The following is a 16,836-nucleotide window of genomic DNA, read 5'->3' on the forward strand; positions in this document are numbered from 1 at the left end:
GACTGATTTCCTTGGTTTTCTATAGGGACTTTGGTCCCGCTGCGACAATTTTGACCTGTCATTTTCAAGATTTGACATGTATCAACGACGTGCCGCGCGTGATCGGAACATGATCGCACCCAGCAAGCTACGCAAGGGAACGCCTGCAATGAATTACGATGCTGCCTTGGATCAGGCGATAGGACGTCTTCACGAAGAAGGCCGCTATCGCACGTTCATCGATATCGAACGTGACAAGGGCCGGTTTCCGCAGGCAGTCTGGACGCGCCCCGATGGCGAGCAGCAGGAAATCACAGTATGGTGCGGCAACGACTATCTGGGCATGGGCCAGCATCAGGCCGTTCTGTCCGCCATGCACGAGGCTCTGGACGCGGTCGGCGCAGGGTCGGGCGGCACCCGCAATATCAGCGGCACCACCGTCTATCACAAGCGACTGGAAGCCGAACTGGCCGATCTGCATGACAAGGAAGCCGCGCTTGTCTTCTCGTCCGCCTACATCGCCAATGACGCCACGCTGTCGACCCTGCCGAAGCTGTTTCCGGGCCTTATCATCTATTCCGATGCGCTGAACCATGCCTCGATGATCGAGGGGATCAAGCGCAATGGCGGTGCCAAGCGGATCTTCCGGCACAACGATCTGGCCCATCTGCGCGAGTTGCTGCAGGCTGACGATCCTGCCGCGCCAAAGCTGATCGCGTTTGAATCGATCTATTCGATGGACGGCGATTTCGGCCCTGTCGAGGCGATCTGCGACCTGGCCGAGGAATTCGGCGCGCTGACCTATCTGGACGAAGTACACGCGGTCGGCATGTATGGCCCCCGCGGCGGCGGCGTCGCCGAGCGTGATGGTCTGTCCGGTCGAATCGACCTGATCAACGGAACGCTTGGCAAGGCATTCGGGGTTTTCGGCGGCTATATCGCCGGCTCGGCCAAGATGTGCGATGCGATCCGGTCCTACGCACCAGGCTTCATCTTCACCACGTCGCTTCCACCTGCCGTGGCGGCGGGTGCGGCGGCGTCGATCCGTTTCCTGAAAGGCGAAGGCGGACAGCATCTGCGTGATGCCCAGCAACTGCATGCGCGGATCCTGAAGATGCGACTGAAATCGCTTGGCATGCCGATCATCGATCACGGCAGCCACATCGTTCCGGTCCATGTCGGCCATCCGGTTCACTGCAAGCAACTGTCCGACATGCTGCTGCGTGACTATGGGATCTATGTCCAGCCGATCAATTTCCCCACCGTCCCGCGCGGAACGGAACGTCTGCGCTTTACGCCCTCGCCGGTGCACGATCCGAAACAGATCGATCACCTGGTGCGCGCGATGGATGCGCTGTGGTCGCACTGTGCGCTGAATCGCAATGAATTGAGCGCGTGACCAAATCGACGGGTGAACTGCTCTCGCCAGCGTGATAACCTTGGATTAATCAAACCAAGGTAGCGTCCGATTCGGGCGTTCCTGTCACCGGGCAGATGAGGCAAACGGAATGAGCAGGCTGCGGGCTGACGTCCCGGCAGAGGAGAGCGATCGGGTGGAGGAGGTGCATCATTTCCTCGACGATGACACACGCCTTGGCGACATCATGCGAGGCGAACGCGCCACCTTGGGTAAATCGCTGCTGGATGTGCAGCGCGAGTTGCGAATCCGCGCCTCTTATGTTGCGGCGATAGAAAATTGCGATGTGACGGCCTTTGATACGCCCAGCTTCGTCTCGGGTTATGTCAGGTCCTATGCGCGCTATCTTGGCATGGACACCGACTGGACGTTCCGGCGGTTCTGTGCCGAATCGGGTTTCCAGCCGACCCACGGAATGGCCGCGTCCGCATCCGGTCCGAAACCGGGCAGGCGTCCTTCCGACCCGGCCGAGGCCTTGGCCAATCCGCACGCGCTATTTCTGCCCAAGCAGGAAAGCTTCTGGTCGGATGTCGAGCCACGCGCGATCGGATCGCTGCTGGTGCTGGTGGCCTTGCTGTGCGGTCTTGCCTATGGCGGCTGGTCTGTCCTGCAAGAGGTGCAGCGTGTGACGCTGACGCCCGGCGACGACAGGCCCGGCGTCGTGACCGCATTGGACCCGGTCGAGGGCGCGTCGATGCCTGATCCCGCGCTTGATATGACGGATGTCGCGGTCCTTGCCCAGAATCTGCCCCAGCCCGAGGCGCTGGACAGGCTTTATCGTCCGCGCACGCTGGAAGCGCCGGTGCTGACCGCGCGCGACGGTCCCATCGCGGCCATCGACCCGGGCCTTAGCCTGCCCGGAGAGTTGTCGCTTGCGTCCTCCGATGCGACGACGCAGGGCGATGCCCCATCACAATCCGCCCCGGCGTCGCGCGCGATGGCCTATGGCCCGCAAATGCCTGATGACGGCGATGAACAGTCTGCACCCGTCCGCACTCTGGCCGAGGATGCACCGCAACTGGAGCTGCTGGCCGCTCGTCCCGCGTGGGTCCGGGTGACGACTGCGGATGGCACCGTGCTGCTGGAAAAGATCATGGACGCAGGCGAACGCTTTGCACTGCCCAAACTGGAAGAGGCGCCGAGGCTGCGGACCGGCAATTCCGGGGCCGTGTATTTCGCCGTCAATGGTCAGACCTATGGTCCAGCCGCCCCCGGGCCGCAGGTTGTAAAGAACATCGAACTTGCACCCGACGCGCTCAGCGAGAAATTCGCGCTTGCCGATCTGGATGCCGATCCCGAACTGGCGCAGATGGTCTCGATCGCGCAGGCCAGCCCGGCCACAACGGGGTTAGAGGCGCAGGCGACCGAGTAATGTGGTCTGAACCCGCGCCGGTCTGATGCCCGTCGTCCCGGGTTCGGAACGACGGGGCAGGAGGCCTTAACCCTTCGATGCAGATGCGCTGCTGCTTTCGCGTCCGCGACTGGTCATCAGCGCAGTATCTGATTGTCCGCAGTCAGCCGCCCCAGCTGCGCTGCAGGACGCCGATCCAGTTTTCGCTGGCGATCTTGCGGATCAGCGCCTCGCCGTATCCATGCGCAGCCATCGCCTGAAGCAACACGGGCAGGGCCGAGGCATCGGGCAGATCGCGGGGCATCAGGGCCCCATCGAAATCCGATCCAAGCGCCACGCCATCCTCACCCAGAATCGCCAGCAGATGATCCAGATGCCGCAGCATCGTATCCAGCTCTTCCAGCGGCAGGCGCTTGCCATCCTCACGCAGAAAGCTTGACGCATAGTTCAGCCCGACCAGCCCGCCGCTGTCGGCGATGACCTGCAATTGCCGGTCGGTCAGGTTGCGGGCGCTGGGGCAGATCTCATGCACGCAGCTGTGGCTGGCGACCAGCGGGGCGTCCGACAGTCGCGCGATGTCGTTGAAACCGGCCTCGTTCAGATGCGACAGGTCCAGCATGATCTTCAGCGCGTTGCATTCGCGGACCAGATCCTTCCCAGCCGGCGTCAGGCCGCTGCCGGTATCGGGTCCGGCCGGAAATGCGAACGGCACTCCTTCGGCGTAGGCAGTCGGTCGCGACCAGACCGGCCCCAATGACCGCAGACCCGCGGCGTGCCACAGATGCAGCGCGTCGATGTCACCGATCGCTTCGGCGCCCTCCATATGCATGATGGCCGCGATCCGGCCCGCATCGATGCTGCGCCGCAGATGGGCGGCATCGGTCACGATATCCAGCGTGCCGGTCCGCTCCAACGCTTTCAGCGCGGCGGCTTGTCGGAATGCGTGGGGCAGGGCGGTATCATGGTCGATCTGGTCCGGCAACGGCAGCGCGAAGGGCGGATTCTGCATCAGGGTGACGGTCTCGGCGTCGTTCGGTCCCGAGGGTGAGGGGATCCAGATCGCGAAAAAACCGCCAACCATGCCGCCCGCGCGCATCCGGGGCAGGTCGAGATGGCCGGTGCCATCGCCTTCCAGCCAGACCCGCGTGCCATCGGCGCCGGCCGCCACGACGCGCTGGATGAAATCGTTGTGGCCGTCGAATACCGGGATCATCGCAAGGCTCCTTTACCGCTTTGTGCCGACCATGCACCGTGCGCGGGGCGGCGACAATGCCCCGCACCTTGGTGGCTTGTCAGCAGGGAAAATCCGCCTAGGCTGGGACAAAGGCACAGCCAGAGGGAGGCAAGCCATGCCCGATATCCGTTCCGATTTCGACGGCCAGACCGTCATCTGCACGTTCGAGGTCACGCCGGGCAGCGCCCATGACGTGCTGGACCTGCTGACCGATGCGTGGGATCAGGTGATCCGGGTCCAGCCGGGATTCATCTCTGGCGCGATCCATCTGAACGACGCGCAGACCCGGATCGCCACCTATTCGCAATGGCGCGATCGCAAGGACTACCAGGCGATGCTGCGCACCGATGAAATGCGCGCCCGCAACCGCGCCATCCACTCGATGTGCAAAAGCTTCGAGCCGGTCATGTACGAACTGCAATCTGTTTTCGACGGCTGATGCTGCGTGTGCAAATACCCCGTGCAATCGTGCCAACGGGGCGCTAACGTCCGGTAAAATCACGGTGAAGGAGCGGCAGGCATGGCAGGCAGGATCATCACGGTGGCGCAGCAGAAGGGCGGGTCGGGCAAGACGACGCTGGCAGTGAACCTGGCGGTTGCGCTGCATGGGCGCGGCCATTCGGTCGCCTTGGTCGATACGGATCCGCAGGGCAGCATGGGCCGCTGGTTCATAGAGCGGATGCAGGCGCAGGGCGAGGATGAGGCAATGGATTTCTCGACCTCGTCGGCCTGGGGGGCCAGCTACGAATCCGAAAAGCTGAAGAAGCGCTTCGATTATGTGATCGTCGATACGCCGCCAAAGATCGACAGCGATCTGCGGCCGGCGTTGCGGGTCGCTGATCTGGTTCTGGTGCCGGTCGCGACAAGTCATGTCGATCTGTGGGCGACCGAGGGCGTTCTGGACCTTGCGCGGCGTGAAAAGGCGCCTGTGCTGGTCGTGCTGAACCGCGTGCGTCCGAACACGCGCCTGTCGGTCGAGGTCGCGGAAAAGGCCGTCGAACTGGGCGCGACGGTCGCGAATACCCAGATCGCCAATCGCGTCGTCTATGCCGAGACATTGGGCGTAGGGTTAGGCGCGATCGAGCGTGCGCGCACCGGCCCCGCGCGCGACGAGGTGACGGCGCTGACCGACGAGGTTCTGTCGATCATCGGCTGAAATTCTGATATTAGAATATCAACTGCCCTCTCGCAGCCATCCGTGTTACGCTTCTTCAAATCCGAGGAGGAGGCACGGAATGTTTCGCAATCTTGTCGTTTTGTCGGCGCTTGTCGCCGCACCGCAATTGGCGCAAGCGCAGGATGCACCCCGCGTGGGGATCACTGCCGACATGGCCAGCGTGACGGTCGAGACGGCCGATGGCCCTATCGAGATCAAGCGTGAACAGGCCGAGGGGGCTGCGCTGGAAGGTGATTGGGCATTGGTAGGGCGCGACTGTCCGCCATTCTGCATCCAGCCGAATACACCCGCCGAGGGCGTGGAAACCATCGGCGAACTCGAGGTGCTGGACGCCCTGAAGACCGGCGATGCGACGGTGGTGGATTCCCGCACGCCCGATTGGTACGCGACCGGCACGATCCCCGGTGCGATCAATATTCCCTATACCCAGGCGGTCGAACAGCTTGCCAAACTGAGCTGCGAACCAGATTTCGACGGGCAGTTCGACTGTGCCAATGCCGACCGGGCGATCCTGTTCTGCAACGGTCTGTGGTGCGGACAGTCTCCGACCGCGATCCGGGCGATGATCGATGCGGGATTTCCCGCCGACCGGATCAGCTATTATCGCGGTGGGATGCAGACCTGGCGGCTTCTGGGGCTGACCGTCGCGGGTGGGTCCGGCAACCCGGTGGTCGATGAAACCACGACCGAGGCTGCCAAGGACGGCGCTGCACCGGTCGAGGAAGACGGGAACTGAGGAGGCGTTCGGCGGTCTAGATCGGCAGGATCGCGGGCCCATCCGGCGTATCGATGCGCCGCGCGGTAATCCCGAAGGCGCGGCGCAACAGATCGTCGGTCAGAACCTGATCCGGGGCGCCGTCCGCCAGAACCTGCCCCTTGTCCAGCAGGACAAGGCGTGTGCAGAACCGTGCGGCCATTCCCAGATCATGGATCGAGACCAGCAGACCGCGGCCTTCGGTCGCCAGCGCGCGAAACAGGCGAAGACAGGCAAGCTGCTGCGTGGGGTCTAGTCCGGCGATGGGTTCGTCCGCGATCAGCAGTGGTGTTTCCTGGGCCAGTGCGCGTGCGATCAGGGCGCGGGTCTGTTCGCCCCCCGACAGGCGCAGGGCAGTGCGCGTGCGGAAATCCTGCAGGTCCATGCGCGCGATCGCCGCGTCGATGGCCGCCCGATCGGCGGGGCCGCGTCCGCCGCCGGGCCAGGGAATACGGCCAAGGGCGATCAGATCCTCGACGCTGACGGGCCAGGCGATCTCGCGCGATTGCGGAAGATAGGCGGCGGCACGCGCCCGGTCGGTCGCTGCCATCGCCGCAAGGTTCGACGCGCCGGTGAACGGGATCAGTCCCAGCGCCGCCTCCATCAGGGTGGATTTGCCCGCCCCGTTGGGCCCGATCAGGCCGACCAGTTCACCGGCTGCCACGGTCAGGCTGACGCGATCCAGCACCGGCCGTTTGCGGCGGGTGACGGTCAGGCCCTGCAGTTCCAGCATCAGACGCGTCCTCCGCTGCGGGTTTTCCAGATCAGGTGCAGAAACAGCGGCGCACCGACAAGCGCGGTCAGAACCCCCAGCTTCAGATCGCGTTCCGGCAGGATCAGCCGCACTGCAATGTCTGCCGCAAGCAGCAGCGCAGCCCCGCCAAGCGCCGAGGCTGGCAGCAGTGCGGATGGCCGGGCCGCAACCCATGGGCGCAGGATATGTGGCACGACCAGCCCGACAAAGCCGATCGCCCCGGCAACCGCCGTCGCGGGTCCGACGATCAACGCAACACCGGCGATCAGTCGCCAGCGCAGCCAGGTCGCTGAGACACCCATCGCCGATGCCGCCGATTCCCCCAGTGTCAGCGCATCCAGCCCGCGCCCGGTCGTCCAGATCAGCGCCGCCCCAAGCAGCATCGGCGGCAGCGCCAGCCAGACATGAACCATCGACCGGTCCGCCAGCGATCCCATCAGCCAGAACACGATCTCGTTCGCGGCATAGGGGTTGGGCGACAGGTTCAGGACCAGCGCCGTGCCCGCGCCCGCAAGGGCCGAGATGGCGATGCCCGCTAGGATCAAGGTCACCGATCCGCCGCGCGGCCCGGCCAGCGCGACCAGCAGCCCGACGCCGATCGCGGCGCCCGCCAGCGCGGTGGCGGGCAGGGCCAGTGCGGTGCCAAGCGACAGACCGGTCTGGATTGCGATCACGGCGCCCAATGCCGCCATGCCAGAAACACCGATCAAGCCCGGCTCGGCCAGCGGGTTGCGCAGATAGCCCTGCATCGCGGCGCCGGTCAAGCCAAGCCCCGCCCCGACCACCAGCCCAAGAAGGGCGCGGGGTAGCCGGATTTCACGCATCACAATGGGCATCGGGCCGTCGCCGCCCAGGATCAGCGCCCGCAGACCGTCCAGCGCCCCGATCCCCGCCGGCCCGGTCATCAGAGAAATCGCGAACAGCGCCGCGACCAGCAGTGCGAGAGCGGCGAACAGGCGTTTCACTTCAGCGCCTCGATGGCTCGCAGGACGAAGGGTGTGCCGCAAACCCAGTCGCGATCGGTGACCTCGGCGGTCTCGGGGGCGATCCGTGCCAGCGCCGGATGATCCAGTATCGCCTCGCCACGCGACTGGCCGGGCCATTTCGCCCCCGTGATCAGCCGGTCGGGTCGCGCCATGACCAGCATTTCCAGCGGCAGGCTGCGTGTGTCGGTGATCCCCAGATCGTCGGCGACATTGCGGTATCCCGCCGCCGTCAGGATCGTGCCGGCCAGCGTGTCGCGCCCCGATGTATAGCCGTTGGCGTAATACAGCGCCGCGCGACCGCGGTCCGCATTGCTTTCAGCCAAGGTCAGACCGCGGTCGAACCGTGCAAGAACCTGGGCGGCCTTGTCCTCGCGTCCCAGAAGCCCGCCCATGCGGATGATTTCGGCCCGGATCGCGTCGATGTCTTCGGCGGGCGGCAGCACCTCGACCCGGACACCCAGCCTGCGCAGCATCGCGACCGTCGGACCCGACGCATATTGCCCGGCGATGACCAGATCCGGGCGCATGAGATAGATCTCCTCGGCGCGGCCATGATTGATCGGATAGTCCTGCGCCCGGTCGGCCATCGGAGACATGCGCGGATCGCGCGCCAGATCACTGACCGAGACCAGTTGCCCCGGCGCCGCCAGCAGCATCGCGATCTGGTCGGTGCACAGATTCATCGACACCACGCGCTGCGGCGCGGCCCCGGCAGAAGAGGCGATGGCAGGTCCGGCGGCGGCGATCAGCGCCGCCGCCAGCCAGCGGAGTATCCGGTCAGAACGACGCACGAATGCCCGCATAGACCGACCTGTCTGGCATGCCGTAGCCGTCGTTCAGCTGATACTCCTCATCAAAGAGGTTCTCGACCCGCAGATATGCCTCGGCGTTCGGGTGCACGTCATGGGTCAGCAGCAGATCGACGGTGGTGAAATCGTCCATGTCATTCGGACGCTTGGCGATGTGTTGCAGCGCGATTGCGGCGGTCGTTCCGGTCGCGAACGCTTTCTCGAACCCCAGGTTCAGGACATGCTGCGGCACTTCGGCCCATTCCGAAGCGACCTGATTATCGGTGTAGGTGAAACTGCCCGTCACTGCGTAGCCAAGGCCAAAGGCGTGACGTCCGTCCAACTCCACGCCCCTGCGCCGCGCCTTGCCATCGACCTGCGCATAGCAGCCGAATGGTTGCCCACAGGCGGTCGAAGCCGGATCGAACCCGATCAGGCTGTCGGCCTCGGTCCAGAAGGCGGTCGCACGCAGATACCCGTCATCGGCCCAACGCTTTTCGATGCCGATTTCGGCGGTGCGGCTTTCTTCACGGTCCAGACCCGCATCGCCATAAGGTCCAAACAGTTCATAAAGCGAGGGCGCGCGGAAACCGTTTCCAAAGGCCGCGCGAAGCAGAAGATCTTCGCGGACCCGCCAGACCCCCGCCAATCGACCCGAAGTGAACCCGCCGAACCGAGAGTGGTCGTCGCGCCGAATCGAGGCGCTGAGGTCGATATCGGTGCCCACCGGGGCGCTTAGCTGTCCGAAGACCCCTGAAAGCCGGGTATCACCCAGACCGTCGGCCTTTTCCTTTTCGGTCTCGGCCCCGAACACCACGCGCGCGCTGGACGTACCGATATCGGTCCCGCCCTGCCAGGACAGCTTGTCGCGGGTTCCGACGAACGGTGTTGCGAACCCGTTCGACCAGCTTGTGCGGTCGATATGATAACGCGTCAGCGCGACCTGGTGATCGACGGCACCTGTCGTGAAATCCGCGAACGCGCGCAGGCCATAGGATGACTTTTCAGAATAATCGTCACCCGGCGTGCCAGCGACATCGCCTTCGAAATCGTCGAAATCGCCCGTGCTGTCTTCCCAGAACCCGTTCAGGCCGATCCTTGCGCCATTTTGCAGCGTGTGCGCGGCGTAGAAGGTAAGGCGCGTCGCGTCATAACCATCCTCCTCGAAATTGCCGTCATTCTCGTCGCGTGCGGAAAATCCATCGCTATGAATTCGCGTCGCGGAAAAAGCCAGATCGGTGTCATCCTGCCGCAGCGTGACCCCATAGCTGGCCTGCAGTGTACTGTAACTGCCTGCCTCGATCGAGAAGCTGTGTCGAAGCCCGTCTTCCGTCGGTCGCAGCGACTGAAGGTTCAGAACCCCGGCCACCGCACGAGAGCCGTAGAGTGCGGATTGTGCGCCACGCAGCAATTCGACCCTGCCGATGGACGCGGTCGTCAGACCACCGATATCGAAATAGGGCTGTCCGGCGGCGGGATCGGAAATATCGATTCCGTCGATGATCGTCGGCAGATACTGGGCAGGCGCGCCGCGAAGCTGAATTGATCCGGTCGTGCCAAGCGGCCCCGATTGCCGCCAGGTCACGCCGGGCAGTCGGGTCAGGCTGCGCGCCAGCGGCTGCCCGGCATTGTCGGCAAGCTGCGCATCGGTCAGGATCGATACCGAGCTGCCGGATCGGCTGAGTTCGGTTTCCTCCAGATTGGCGGTCAGCGTGATTTCGGGCAGCACATAGGTTTCCTGCGCTGTGGCGGGCAGGGCGGACGCGGCTGTGGTCGCGGCCAGGATGGCAAGATGTTTCACGAGATGCGGTCCTTCCGGTCGCCCGTGGCGGGCGCGATGCGTGTTGTCCGGAAGAGATTCTGCCGGACGGCGAATACCACCACGACGGAAGATCCGCTTCGCACATGCCCCACGCATGCACTCAGGGTGATCGCCTTCGGCAGGTCTCCTGACTTCGCGGGTCATGGCTTGGCCGGACCTTCCCATCCGCGCGGATGCGGACAGTGGCATTTTCCGGCCTCGCTCGCCGCTGACAGTTGCGGGGGCAGCTGCGGAGTTGCACCGCATTCCCTTTTCACCGGGCATGGCCCGGAACCGAGGCAGGGCGGGGTTAACCCAGCCTCTGGATTCGCGCAAGGAGTAACAGCGCTTATGCGATCGGAGCGGGCAGATTGATGCGCGCGATGACCGGGAAATGGTCGCTGATCTTCCAGTATTCGGTCCCCGCCGCCGTCTCGCGCGGGATCGCGGCCCCGGTGACCCAGCCGGCCGGCGCGTTGCGAGAATACAGGATATGGTCGATCCAGACCCGGTGATGAGTGTCGTTGAAGATCGGATCGGGAAAGCGCGTGGTGCTGAGGTCGCTGAAATCCAGGCCGTCGCGATCCTTGACCGGCAGGCTGTCGTACAGCGCGTTGCCAAGTGTCAGCACGGGCTTCCAGACCGATCCCATCAGCGTCTCGACACCCGATGCCAGCAGGCGCATCTCGGACGTATCGAAGCCCGGGCCGTCATTGATGTCGCCGCAGACGACCAGCGGTATCCCCGAGGTTTCGGCCTCGGTCAAATAGGGGTCCAGGAAATGTGTCCGGATATGGCGGCACTGTGCCAGCAGTCGGCGGCGGTTCGCGTCGGCCAGTTGCCACCATTTCGACCATTCATAGGCCTGAAAGATCCCTTTGGATTTCAGGTGCAGCCCCAGCACGCGGAACGGGCGACCATTGGCGGGCCGGATCTCGACATACAGCGGACGCCGCTCATAGCGGAACCATTCGAAGACGCCATCTTCTTCGATATCCAGGAAGAACGGCTCCGACGCTGCGTGGATGCTGCCGGAGGCCGCATCCTCGCTGTCCCAGAAGATCGCAGGCGGATCAGCGAACAGGCCGCGATCGGTGCGCAGCGCGATACCCACGCATTGCGCCGATCCCAGACGGCGGCCGTCCGCGCCGGGCCGCGACTGATAACGGGATCGCTGCACATGGCAAAGCCATTCTCCCGGCGCCAGCGCGTCGAAGATCGCCTGCAGTTCGGCGGTCAGATTCGGCCCCTCGACCACCACGATGGCGTCGGCATCCAGATCGGCCAGCCCCTCGGCGATCAGCGCGCTGCGTTCGGCCACGGTCGGGTTTTCGGTCTGCCAGGGTGGCTTGGGTCCGCGCACCCGCGCATCGCCCGGCTTCAGGACCGGTCGACCCTGATCGTCGGTCGTCACCATGTCGTTCAGCCATTCCAGATTCCAGACGGCGAGTTTCATGACAGGGCCTCATCGGTCGCAACAGGGTGATCTTGCGATCCTATCATGAAAGCCGCGTGACGGCGCGTCCCGCGTCAGCGGCAGATCGCGTTCACCCATTCCGGCACCGTTGCCGAAGCCGGGCCATGAATGCGGCGGTCGAAATCGCGGGCGTTTGCGCTGTCGTCCAGATTGAACTCCAGACATTCCGCGCCCATCCTGCCCGCGTGCTGCGCAAATCCCGCCGCAGGATAGACATTGCCCGAGGTGCCGATGGCCGCGAAGATGTCGGCCGCCTCAAGCGCCTGCCAGATCCGTTCCATGTGATAGGGCATCTCGCCGAACCAGACGATGTCGGGCCGCGTCGCGGGTTTGTTGCAGCGCGGGCACGGATCGGTTACCGACATCGCCGCAGGTGCGTCCCAGCGATGTTCGCAGGCCGCGCACAGCGCGCGGCGCAGGCTGCCATGCATGTGTATCACGTCGGGGCTGCCCGCGCGTTCATGCAGGTCATCGACATTCTGCGTGACCAGGGTCAGATCGTGATGGCGTGCCAGTTCGACAAGCGCGCGGTGGGCCGGGTTCGGATGCGCGGCGACGGCCCTGGCCCGACGGGCATTGTAAAAGCCATGCACCAGATCAGGGTCCCGGGCAAAGGCCTCGGGGGTGGCGACATCCTCGATCCGGTTTTGTTCCCACAGCCCGTCGCTGGCGCGAAACGTGGCAAGCCCGCTTTCGGCGGAAATGCCTGCGCCTGTCAGGACGGTGATGTGCATTCACTCAGCGGCAATATGCCTCGGCCGCGCCTGCGAATTTCTTGTAGCGCGCCCAGAATGCGTTGTCGGCGTTGCTTTTCGACATGCGCACGACCTGCGCCTGATGCGGGTCGCGGAAGAAATCGGCCGCGCGGCGCTGATCGGAACGCGACAGCGACTGGTTGGCGACCTGCTGGATGCAACCGCACAGCGGGGCGTTGCCGCGCGCGCGGTCGGATCTGATGCATGCACTGTCGATGGGGCCGGCCATGGCCAGCGGAGCGGTCATCATCACGGCGGCGGCCGCGATCACGATGCGATTCAGCATGGACTGTCTCCTCGGGGTTCCTGAACCTATCCTCTGCGAGAGGGGTGCCGGTTGGACCGGTCTCGATGCCCTCTTCATAGTCCCAAGTCATAGCAAAAACGTTAAGCTCGCTCAATCACCGTGATGAGAGCGTCCGTGATTGTCCGAACCGGCACGGCGCGGCGGTCAGCGACCGGCAGGGCGAGCCCCGTCGCCGGAACAATATTCGACGCGGGATCAAGGCCCTGCCGACGGCTGTCGTCGCGGATGCGCTGTGGCCTGGCGCATTTGACAACCGCGACGCGCCATGATCTCGGTGCGCCTTGCCGCGGGTGCTGCGGCATCTGGACGCAGGAGGGGACGATGATCGACGCGATCGGGCTGGATGCCGACGACACGCTGTGGGAGAACGAGACCTTCTTCCGCCTCACGGAAGCCGAGTTCGCGGCGCTGCTTGCCGATCACTGCGATCCCGACACCGTGGCAAGTCGGCTTTACGAAACCGAGCGGCGCAACCTTCAGCGTTACGGATACGGCATCAAGGGCTTCATGCTGTCGATGGTGCAGACCGCAATCGAACTGACGGATGCCCGGATCGATGGCCGCGCCATCGCTCGCATCCTTGAACTGGGCCAGGATATGCTGGCCCACCCGGTTCATCTGATCGAGGGGGTCGAGGACGCGCTTGCGGGTCTGGACGGGCGCCGACTGTTCCTGATCACAAAGGGCGATCTGATGGACCAGGAACGCAAGATCGCCGCATCGGGTCTGGCCGAGCGTTTCCACGCGGTCGAGATTCTTGCCGACAAGACGCCCGAGGCCTATGCCCGCGTTCTGTCGCGTCACGGCGTTGCGCCTGACAGGTTCATGATGGCCGGTAATTCGATGCGCAGCGATGTGCTGCCGGTGGTCGAACTGGGCGGGCACGGCGTCTTCATTCCGCATGATCTGACCTGGCTGGCCGAACAGGCCGAGGCGTCGGATCATCCGCGGCTGCATCATCTGGACGCGATTGCCAACCTGCCGCAGCTGGTCGCAAGGGTGGAGGACGGCGCATGACGCCCAATGCCCGCGCCGCCGCCCTGATGACGCTGGGGATGGCCGCCTTCGCGTGCGAGGATGCGCTGCTGAAGCTGCTGTCGCGCGGTATCTCGATCGGGCAGTTGCTGCTGGTGATCGGCTTTGCCGGGATGGTGGTGTTCGGAGCCTGGGTGGCGCACAGTACGGAAGGTCTGCGCTGGCGCGACCTGCTGCATCGCGGCGTCATGCTGCGCAACCTGTCCGAGGCGATCTGCGGCGTCTGCTTTCTGACCGCTTTGTCGGTCGGTGATCTCAGCATCGCATCGGCGATCCTGCAGGCACTGCCGCTGCTGATGACATTGGGGGCCGCGCTGGTGCTGGGCGAACCTGTGGGCTGGCGCCGCTGGAGTTCGATCATCGTCGGGCTCATTGGCGTGATGATGATCGTGCGGCCCGGCACCGATGCCTTTCAGCCAGGGTCGGTTCTGGCCCTGGTGGCGGTGGTCGCGCTGGCGGTGCGCGATCTGGTGACGCGGCAACTGCCCGCACGGATCGGCTCGGGGTTGCTGACCGCTTCGGCCTTTGGGGCGATGTCCGTGGCAGGCGCGGTTCTGGTCCTGATCGGCGGGCAAAGCATGGTGATGCCGAACCCGGTCGAAGCCGGGATGATGGCTGTCTCGCTGGGGTTCGGGTTGCTGGGATACATGACCATGGTGATCGCCACACGGATCGGCGAGATCGGCGCGATCGCACCGTTCCGCTATTCGCGTCTGATCTTTGCGATCATCCTGGGTGTGCTTGTCTTTTCCGAAAGACCGGATGGCTGGACTTTGGCCGGGGCGGCGATCATCGCGTTCGCCGGGGGCTATGCGATGTGGCGCGAGGCAAGGCTGCGCCGCCGACCGCGCCGCACACCCGCCGGCAGCCTGACCCGACCGGGCTGAGGCGCGCGGGCGGGCAGTGCGCCGGTCTCAGGCTTTCGGATAGCCGATGCCCTTCAATGCGGTCCTGATCTCGTCCAGGATCGCCGGGTCGTCGATCGTGGCGGGTGTCCTGAAATCCTCGCCATCCGCGATCTTGACCATCGTGGCGCGCAGGATCTTGCCCGACCGGGTCTTGGGCAGACGGTCCACCACGCAGGCCAGCTTGAAGGCCGCGACCGGACCGATCTGGTCGCGCACGCGGGCGACGACCTCGCGCAGCACCTGGTCGTCGGGCGTTTCCACGCCTTTCTTGAGACACAGGAATCCCAGCGGCGTCTGTCCCTTCAGGCTGTCCGCGACGCCGATGACCGCGCACTCGGCGACGGCCGGATGACCCGACAGCACCTCTTCCATCGCGCCGGTGGACAGGCGGTGCCCGGCGACATTGATGACGTCGTCGGTGCGCGCCATGATGTAAAGATACCCGTCCTTGTCGACATAGCCCGCATCGCCGGTTTCGTAGTAACCGGGAAAGTGGTCCAGATAGGCCCTGCGGAACCGGTCTTCGGCGTTCCACAGCGAGGGCAGCGTGCCCGGCGGCAGCGGCAGCCTGATCGCGATGGCGCCAAGCGTTCCGGGTTCGACCGGATGCCCGGCCTCGTCCAGAACCTGCACGTCATAGCCGGGCATCGCGACCGAAGGGCTGCCTTTCTTGATCGGCATCTTTTCGATCCCGAACGGATTGGCGGCGATGGCCCAGCCCGTTTCGGTTTGCCACCAGTGATCGATCACCGGCAGATGCAGCTGATCTTCCAGCCACTGGATCGTGTCCGGATCGGCGCGTTCCCCGGCCAGGAATACCGCCTGCAGGCTGGACAGATCATAGTCCCGGATCAGTTCACCCTTCGGATCCTCGCGCTTGACGGCGCGGATCGCGGTCGGCGCGGTAAAGAAGGATTTCACCCCATGATCCTGGATCACCCGCCAGAACGTGCCGGCATCGGGTGTGCCGACGGGTTTTCCCTCGAAAACGATGGTGGTGGCACCCGCGATCAGCGGGCCATAGCAGATATAGCTGTGGCCCACGACCCAGCCGACATCGGACGCCGCCCAGAAGACATCGCCGGCATCGACGCCGTAGATGCTCCTCATCGTCCAGTTCAGCGCGACCAGATGGCCGGCAGTGTGGCGGATCACGCCTTTCGGCTGGCCGGTCGTGCCGGACGTATAAAGGACATAGGCCGGGTGGTTGCCTTCGACCGGCACGCAATTTGCGGGGGCGACGCCGTGCTGGAATTCGTGCCAGGCCACATCGCGGCCCGGTGTCAGCCCGGCGACTTCCTGTTCCCGCTGAAAGATGACGCAGAAATCGGGCTTGTGCCTGGCCTCGTCGATGGCGGCGTCCAGCAACGGCTTGTAGTGGATCACCCGTCCCGGCTCCAGCCCGCAGGACGCTGCAATGATCGCCTTGGGCTGTGCGTCGTCGATCCGGACGGCCAGTTCATGCGCGGCAAAGCCGCCGAACACGACCGAGTGGATCGCCCCCAGCCGGGCACAGGCCAGCATCGCCTCCAGCGCCTCGGGGATCATCGGCATGTAGATGATCACGCGGTCGCCCTTTTCGATACCCTTGGCGCGCAGCGCGCCGGCAAGGCTGGCCACGCGTGACTGCAATTCGCGAAAGGTGATGCCGCGGGTTGAGTGGGTGATCGGGCTGTCATGGATGATCGCCAGCTGATCGCCGCGCCCGGCCTCGACATGGCGATCGACCGCGTTCCAGCAGGTATTCACCATGCCGTCGGCAAACCATTCGCCCACCGGCCCCTGATCGAAATAGGCCCTGCTGGGGGGGCTGTCCCAGTCGATCCTGTCCGCGGCCTGCATCCAGAAACCTTCCGGATCGGATTTCCAGCCGTCATAGATGTCGCTGTATGCCATCTTATGCCCCCTCCTTGACGCTGCCCGAAGTGTTACGGGGCGGTCAGGCCGTCGCGCAACAGTGTTAGCGGGATCGGAAACGGGGCCGCGACGAAAATTCGCTAAACATGCCGGGCAAAGTTTGCAAACAGCGCGGCGCTGCAAAATCGGCTTCGCGCCGCGCCGGAGTTTGCAAAAACACCCGTGATCGCGTGTCAGAAGCGGCGTGGGTGATTCG

Annotated in this window: 16 protein-coding genes and 1 riboswitch; of the genes, 7 read left to right on the forward strand and 9 right to left on the reverse strand. The window is 64.6% G+C overall.

Annotation, left to right across the window (positions count from 1 at the left end):
- Window positions 1–148 precede the first annotated feature (148 nt).
- Together hemA and J7359_RS02910 are read left to right on the forward strand one after the other, a co-directional pair.
- Window positions 149–1,378 carry a 5-aminolevulinate synthase gene (gene hemA, locus J7359_RS02905; protein WP_209055042.1) on the forward strand — a complete coding sequence of 410 codons (1,230 nt, stop codon included), beginning with the start codon at window positions 149–151 and terminating at the stop codon, window positions 1,376–1,378.
- Window positions 1,379–1,487: 109 nt separating this feature from the next.
- Window positions 1,488–2,768 (forward strand): helix-turn-helix domain-containing protein, encoded by a 1,281-nt coding sequence (locus J7359_RS02910; protein ID WP_209055043.1) that lies wholly within the window; start codon window positions 1,488–1,490, stop codon window positions 2,766–2,768.
- A 142-nt stretch (window positions 2,769–2,910) separates the two neighbouring features.
- On the opposite strand, the gene J7359_RS02915 is transcribed toward J7359_RS02910, so the two are convergent.
- A complete protein-coding gene (locus tag J7359_RS02915) occupies window positions 2,911–3,960 on the reverse strand; it encodes a dipeptidase (RefSeq protein WP_209055044.1) in 1,050 nt (349 codons plus the stop codon).
- A gap of 136 nt (window positions 3,961–4,096) precedes the next feature.
- On the opposite strand from J7359_RS02915, the gene J7359_RS02920 reads away from it, so the two are divergent.
- The 3 genes from J7359_RS02920 to J7359_RS02930 all read left to right on the forward strand — a co-directional run bounded on the left by J7359_RS02920 (window position 4,097) and on the right by J7359_RS02930 (window position 5,894).
- Window positions 4,097–4,420, forward strand: coding sequence for an antibiotic biosynthesis monooxygenase family protein (locus J7359_RS02920; RefSeq protein ID WP_209055045.1), 324 nt, complete (start codon window positions 4,097–4,099; stop codon window positions 4,418–4,420).
- Between the two features lie 81 nt (window positions 4,421–4,501).
- Window positions 4,502–5,137 carry a ParA family partition ATPase gene (parA, locus tag J7359_RS02925; RefSeq protein ID WP_209055046.1) on the forward strand — a complete coding sequence of 212 codons (636 nt, stop codon included), beginning with the start codon at window positions 4,502–4,504 and terminating at the stop codon, window positions 5,135–5,137.
- A 79-nt stretch (window positions 5,138–5,216) separates the two neighbouring features.
- A complete protein-coding gene (locus tag J7359_RS02930; protein WP_209055047.1) occupies window positions 5,217–5,894 on the forward strand; it encodes a rhodanese-like domain-containing protein in 678 nt (225 codons plus the stop codon).
- A 16-nt stretch (window positions 5,895–5,910) separates the two neighbouring features.
- Here the strand turns inward: J7359_RS02930 and J7359_RS02935 are convergent, their stop codons facing one another.
- From J7359_RS02935 to J7359_RS02965, 7 genes are all read right to left on the reverse strand, one after another.
- Window positions 5,911–6,645 carry an ABC transporter ATP-binding protein gene (locus J7359_RS02935; protein WP_209055048.1) on the reverse strand — a complete coding sequence of 245 codons (735 nt, stop codon included), beginning with the start codon at window positions 6,643–6,645 and terminating at the stop codon, window positions 5,911–5,913.
- Complete coding sequence (locus tag J7359_RS02940) at window positions 6,645–7,631, reverse strand: iron ABC transporter permease (RefSeq protein ID WP_348524327.1); 987 nt, start codon at window positions 7,629–7,631, stop codon at window positions 6,645–6,647. Before J7359_RS02940 ends, J7359_RS02935 begins: the two co-directional genes overlap by 1 nt.
- Complete coding sequence (locus J7359_RS02945; RefSeq protein ID WP_348524328.1) at window positions 7,628–8,443, reverse strand: ABC transporter substrate-binding protein; 816 nt, start codon at window positions 8,441–8,443, stop codon at window positions 7,628–7,630. Before J7359_RS02945 ends, J7359_RS02940 begins: the two co-directional genes overlap by 4 nt.
- Window positions 8,430–10,241 carry a TonB-dependent receptor gene (locus J7359_RS02950; RefSeq protein ID WP_209055050.1) on the reverse strand — a complete coding sequence of 604 codons (1,812 nt, stop codon included), beginning with the start codon at window positions 10,239–10,241 and terminating at the stop codon, window positions 8,430–8,432. Before J7359_RS02950 ends, J7359_RS02945 begins: the two co-directional genes overlap by 14 nt.
- 120 nt (window positions 10,242–10,361) lie before the next feature.
- A riboswitch (cobalamin riboswitch) is annotated at window positions 10,362–10,555 on the reverse strand.
- 35 nt (window positions 10,556–10,590) lie between these two features.
- Window positions 10,591–11,697, reverse strand: coding sequence for a hypothetical protein (locus J7359_RS02955; RefSeq protein WP_209055051.1), 1,107 nt, complete (start codon window positions 11,695–11,697; stop codon window positions 10,591–10,593).
- A 74-nt stretch (window positions 11,698–11,771) separates the two neighbouring features.
- Window positions 11,772–12,452 (reverse strand): NAD-dependent deacylase, encoded by a 681-nt coding sequence (locus J7359_RS02960; protein WP_209055052.1) that lies wholly within the window; start codon window positions 12,450–12,452, stop codon window positions 11,772–11,774.
- 4 nt (window positions 12,453–12,456) lie between these two features.
- A complete protein-coding gene (locus tag J7359_RS02965) occupies window positions 12,457–12,759 on the reverse strand; it encodes a hypothetical protein (protein WP_209055053.1) in 303 nt (100 codons plus the stop codon).
- A 342-nt stretch (window positions 12,760–13,101) separates the two neighbouring features.
- Between J7359_RS02965 and J7359_RS02970 the strand changes: the two genes are divergently transcribed.
- Both J7359_RS02970 and J7359_RS02975 read left to right on the forward strand, forming a co-directional pair.
- Window positions 13,102–13,797 carry an HAD family hydrolase gene (locus J7359_RS02970; RefSeq protein ID WP_209055054.1) on the forward strand — a complete coding sequence of 232 codons (696 nt, stop codon included), beginning with the start codon at window positions 13,102–13,104 and terminating at the stop codon, window positions 13,795–13,797.
- A complete protein-coding gene (locus J7359_RS02975; protein ID WP_209055055.1) occupies window positions 13,794–14,702 on the forward strand; it encodes a DMT family transporter in 909 nt (302 codons plus the stop codon). The genes J7359_RS02970 and J7359_RS02975 overlap by 4 nt, the downstream gene beginning before the upstream one ends.
- 27 nt (window positions 14,703–14,729) lie before the next feature.
- Here J7359_RS02975 and J7359_RS02980 read toward each other — a convergent pair whose 3' ends face one another.
- Complete coding sequence (locus J7359_RS02980; RefSeq protein WP_209055056.1) at window positions 14,730–16,619, reverse strand: propionyl-CoA synthetase; 1,890 nt, start codon at window positions 16,617–16,619, stop codon at window positions 14,730–14,732.
- Window positions 16,620–16,836: the final 217 nt, after the last annotated feature.

This window comes from Paracoccus sp. R12_2 (assembly GCF_017744015.1).
Taxonomy (GTDB): domain Bacteria; phylum Pseudomonadota; class Alphaproteobacteria; order Rhodobacterales; family Rhodobacteraceae; genus Paracoccus.

What these genes read in the sequence shown, in the direction of transcription:
- hemA (WP_209055042.1), top strand. Translation starts at nt 149, where the DNA reads ATGAATTACGATGCTGCCTTGGATCAGGCGATAGGACGTCTTCACGAA.
- J7359_RS02910 (WP_209055043.1), top strand. Translation starts at nt 1,488, where the DNA reads ATGAGCAGGCTGCGGGCTGACGTCCCGGCAGAGGAGAGCGATCGGGTG.
- J7359_RS02915 (WP_209055044.1), bottom strand. Translation starts at nt 3,960, where the DNA reads ATGATCCCGGTATTCGACGGCCACAACGATTTCATCCAGCGCGTCGTG.
- J7359_RS02920 (WP_209055045.1), top strand. Translation starts at nt 4,097, where the DNA reads ATGCCCGATATCCGTTCCGATTTCGACGGCCAGACCGTCATCTGCACG.
- parA (WP_209055046.1), top strand. Translation starts at nt 4,502, where the DNA reads ATGGCAGGCAGGATCATCACGGTGGCGCAGCAGAAGGGCGGGTCGGGC.
- J7359_RS02930 (WP_209055047.1), top strand. Translation starts at nt 5,217, where the DNA reads ATGTTTCGCAATCTTGTCGTTTTGTCGGCGCTTGTCGCCGCACCGCAA.
- J7359_RS02935 (WP_209055048.1), bottom strand. Translation starts at nt 6,645, where the DNA reads ATGCTGGAACTGCAGGGCCTGACCGTCACCCGCCGCAAACGGCCGGTG.
- J7359_RS02955 (WP_209055051.1), bottom strand. Translation starts at nt 11,697, where the DNA reads ATGAAACTCGCCGTCTGGAATCTGGAATGGCTGAACGACATGGTGACG.
- J7359_RS02960 (WP_209055052.1), bottom strand. Translation starts at nt 12,452, where the DNA reads ATGCACATCACCGTCCTGACAGGCGCAGGCATTTCCGCCGAAAGCGGG.
- J7359_RS02965 (WP_209055053.1), bottom strand. Translation starts at nt 12,759, where the DNA reads ATGCTGAATCGCATCGTGATCGCGGCCGCCGCCGTGATGATGACCGCT.
- J7359_RS02970 (WP_209055054.1), top strand. Translation starts at nt 13,102, where the DNA reads ATGATCGACGCGATCGGGCTGGATGCCGACGACACGCTGTGGGAGAAC.
- J7359_RS02975 (WP_209055055.1), top strand. Translation starts at nt 13,794, where the DNA reads ATGACGCCCAATGCCCGCGCCGCCGCCCTGATGACGCTGGGGATGGCC.
- J7359_RS02980 (WP_209055056.1), bottom strand. Translation starts at nt 16,619, where the DNA reads ATGGCATACAGCGACATCTATGACGGCTGGAAATCCGATCCGGAAGGT.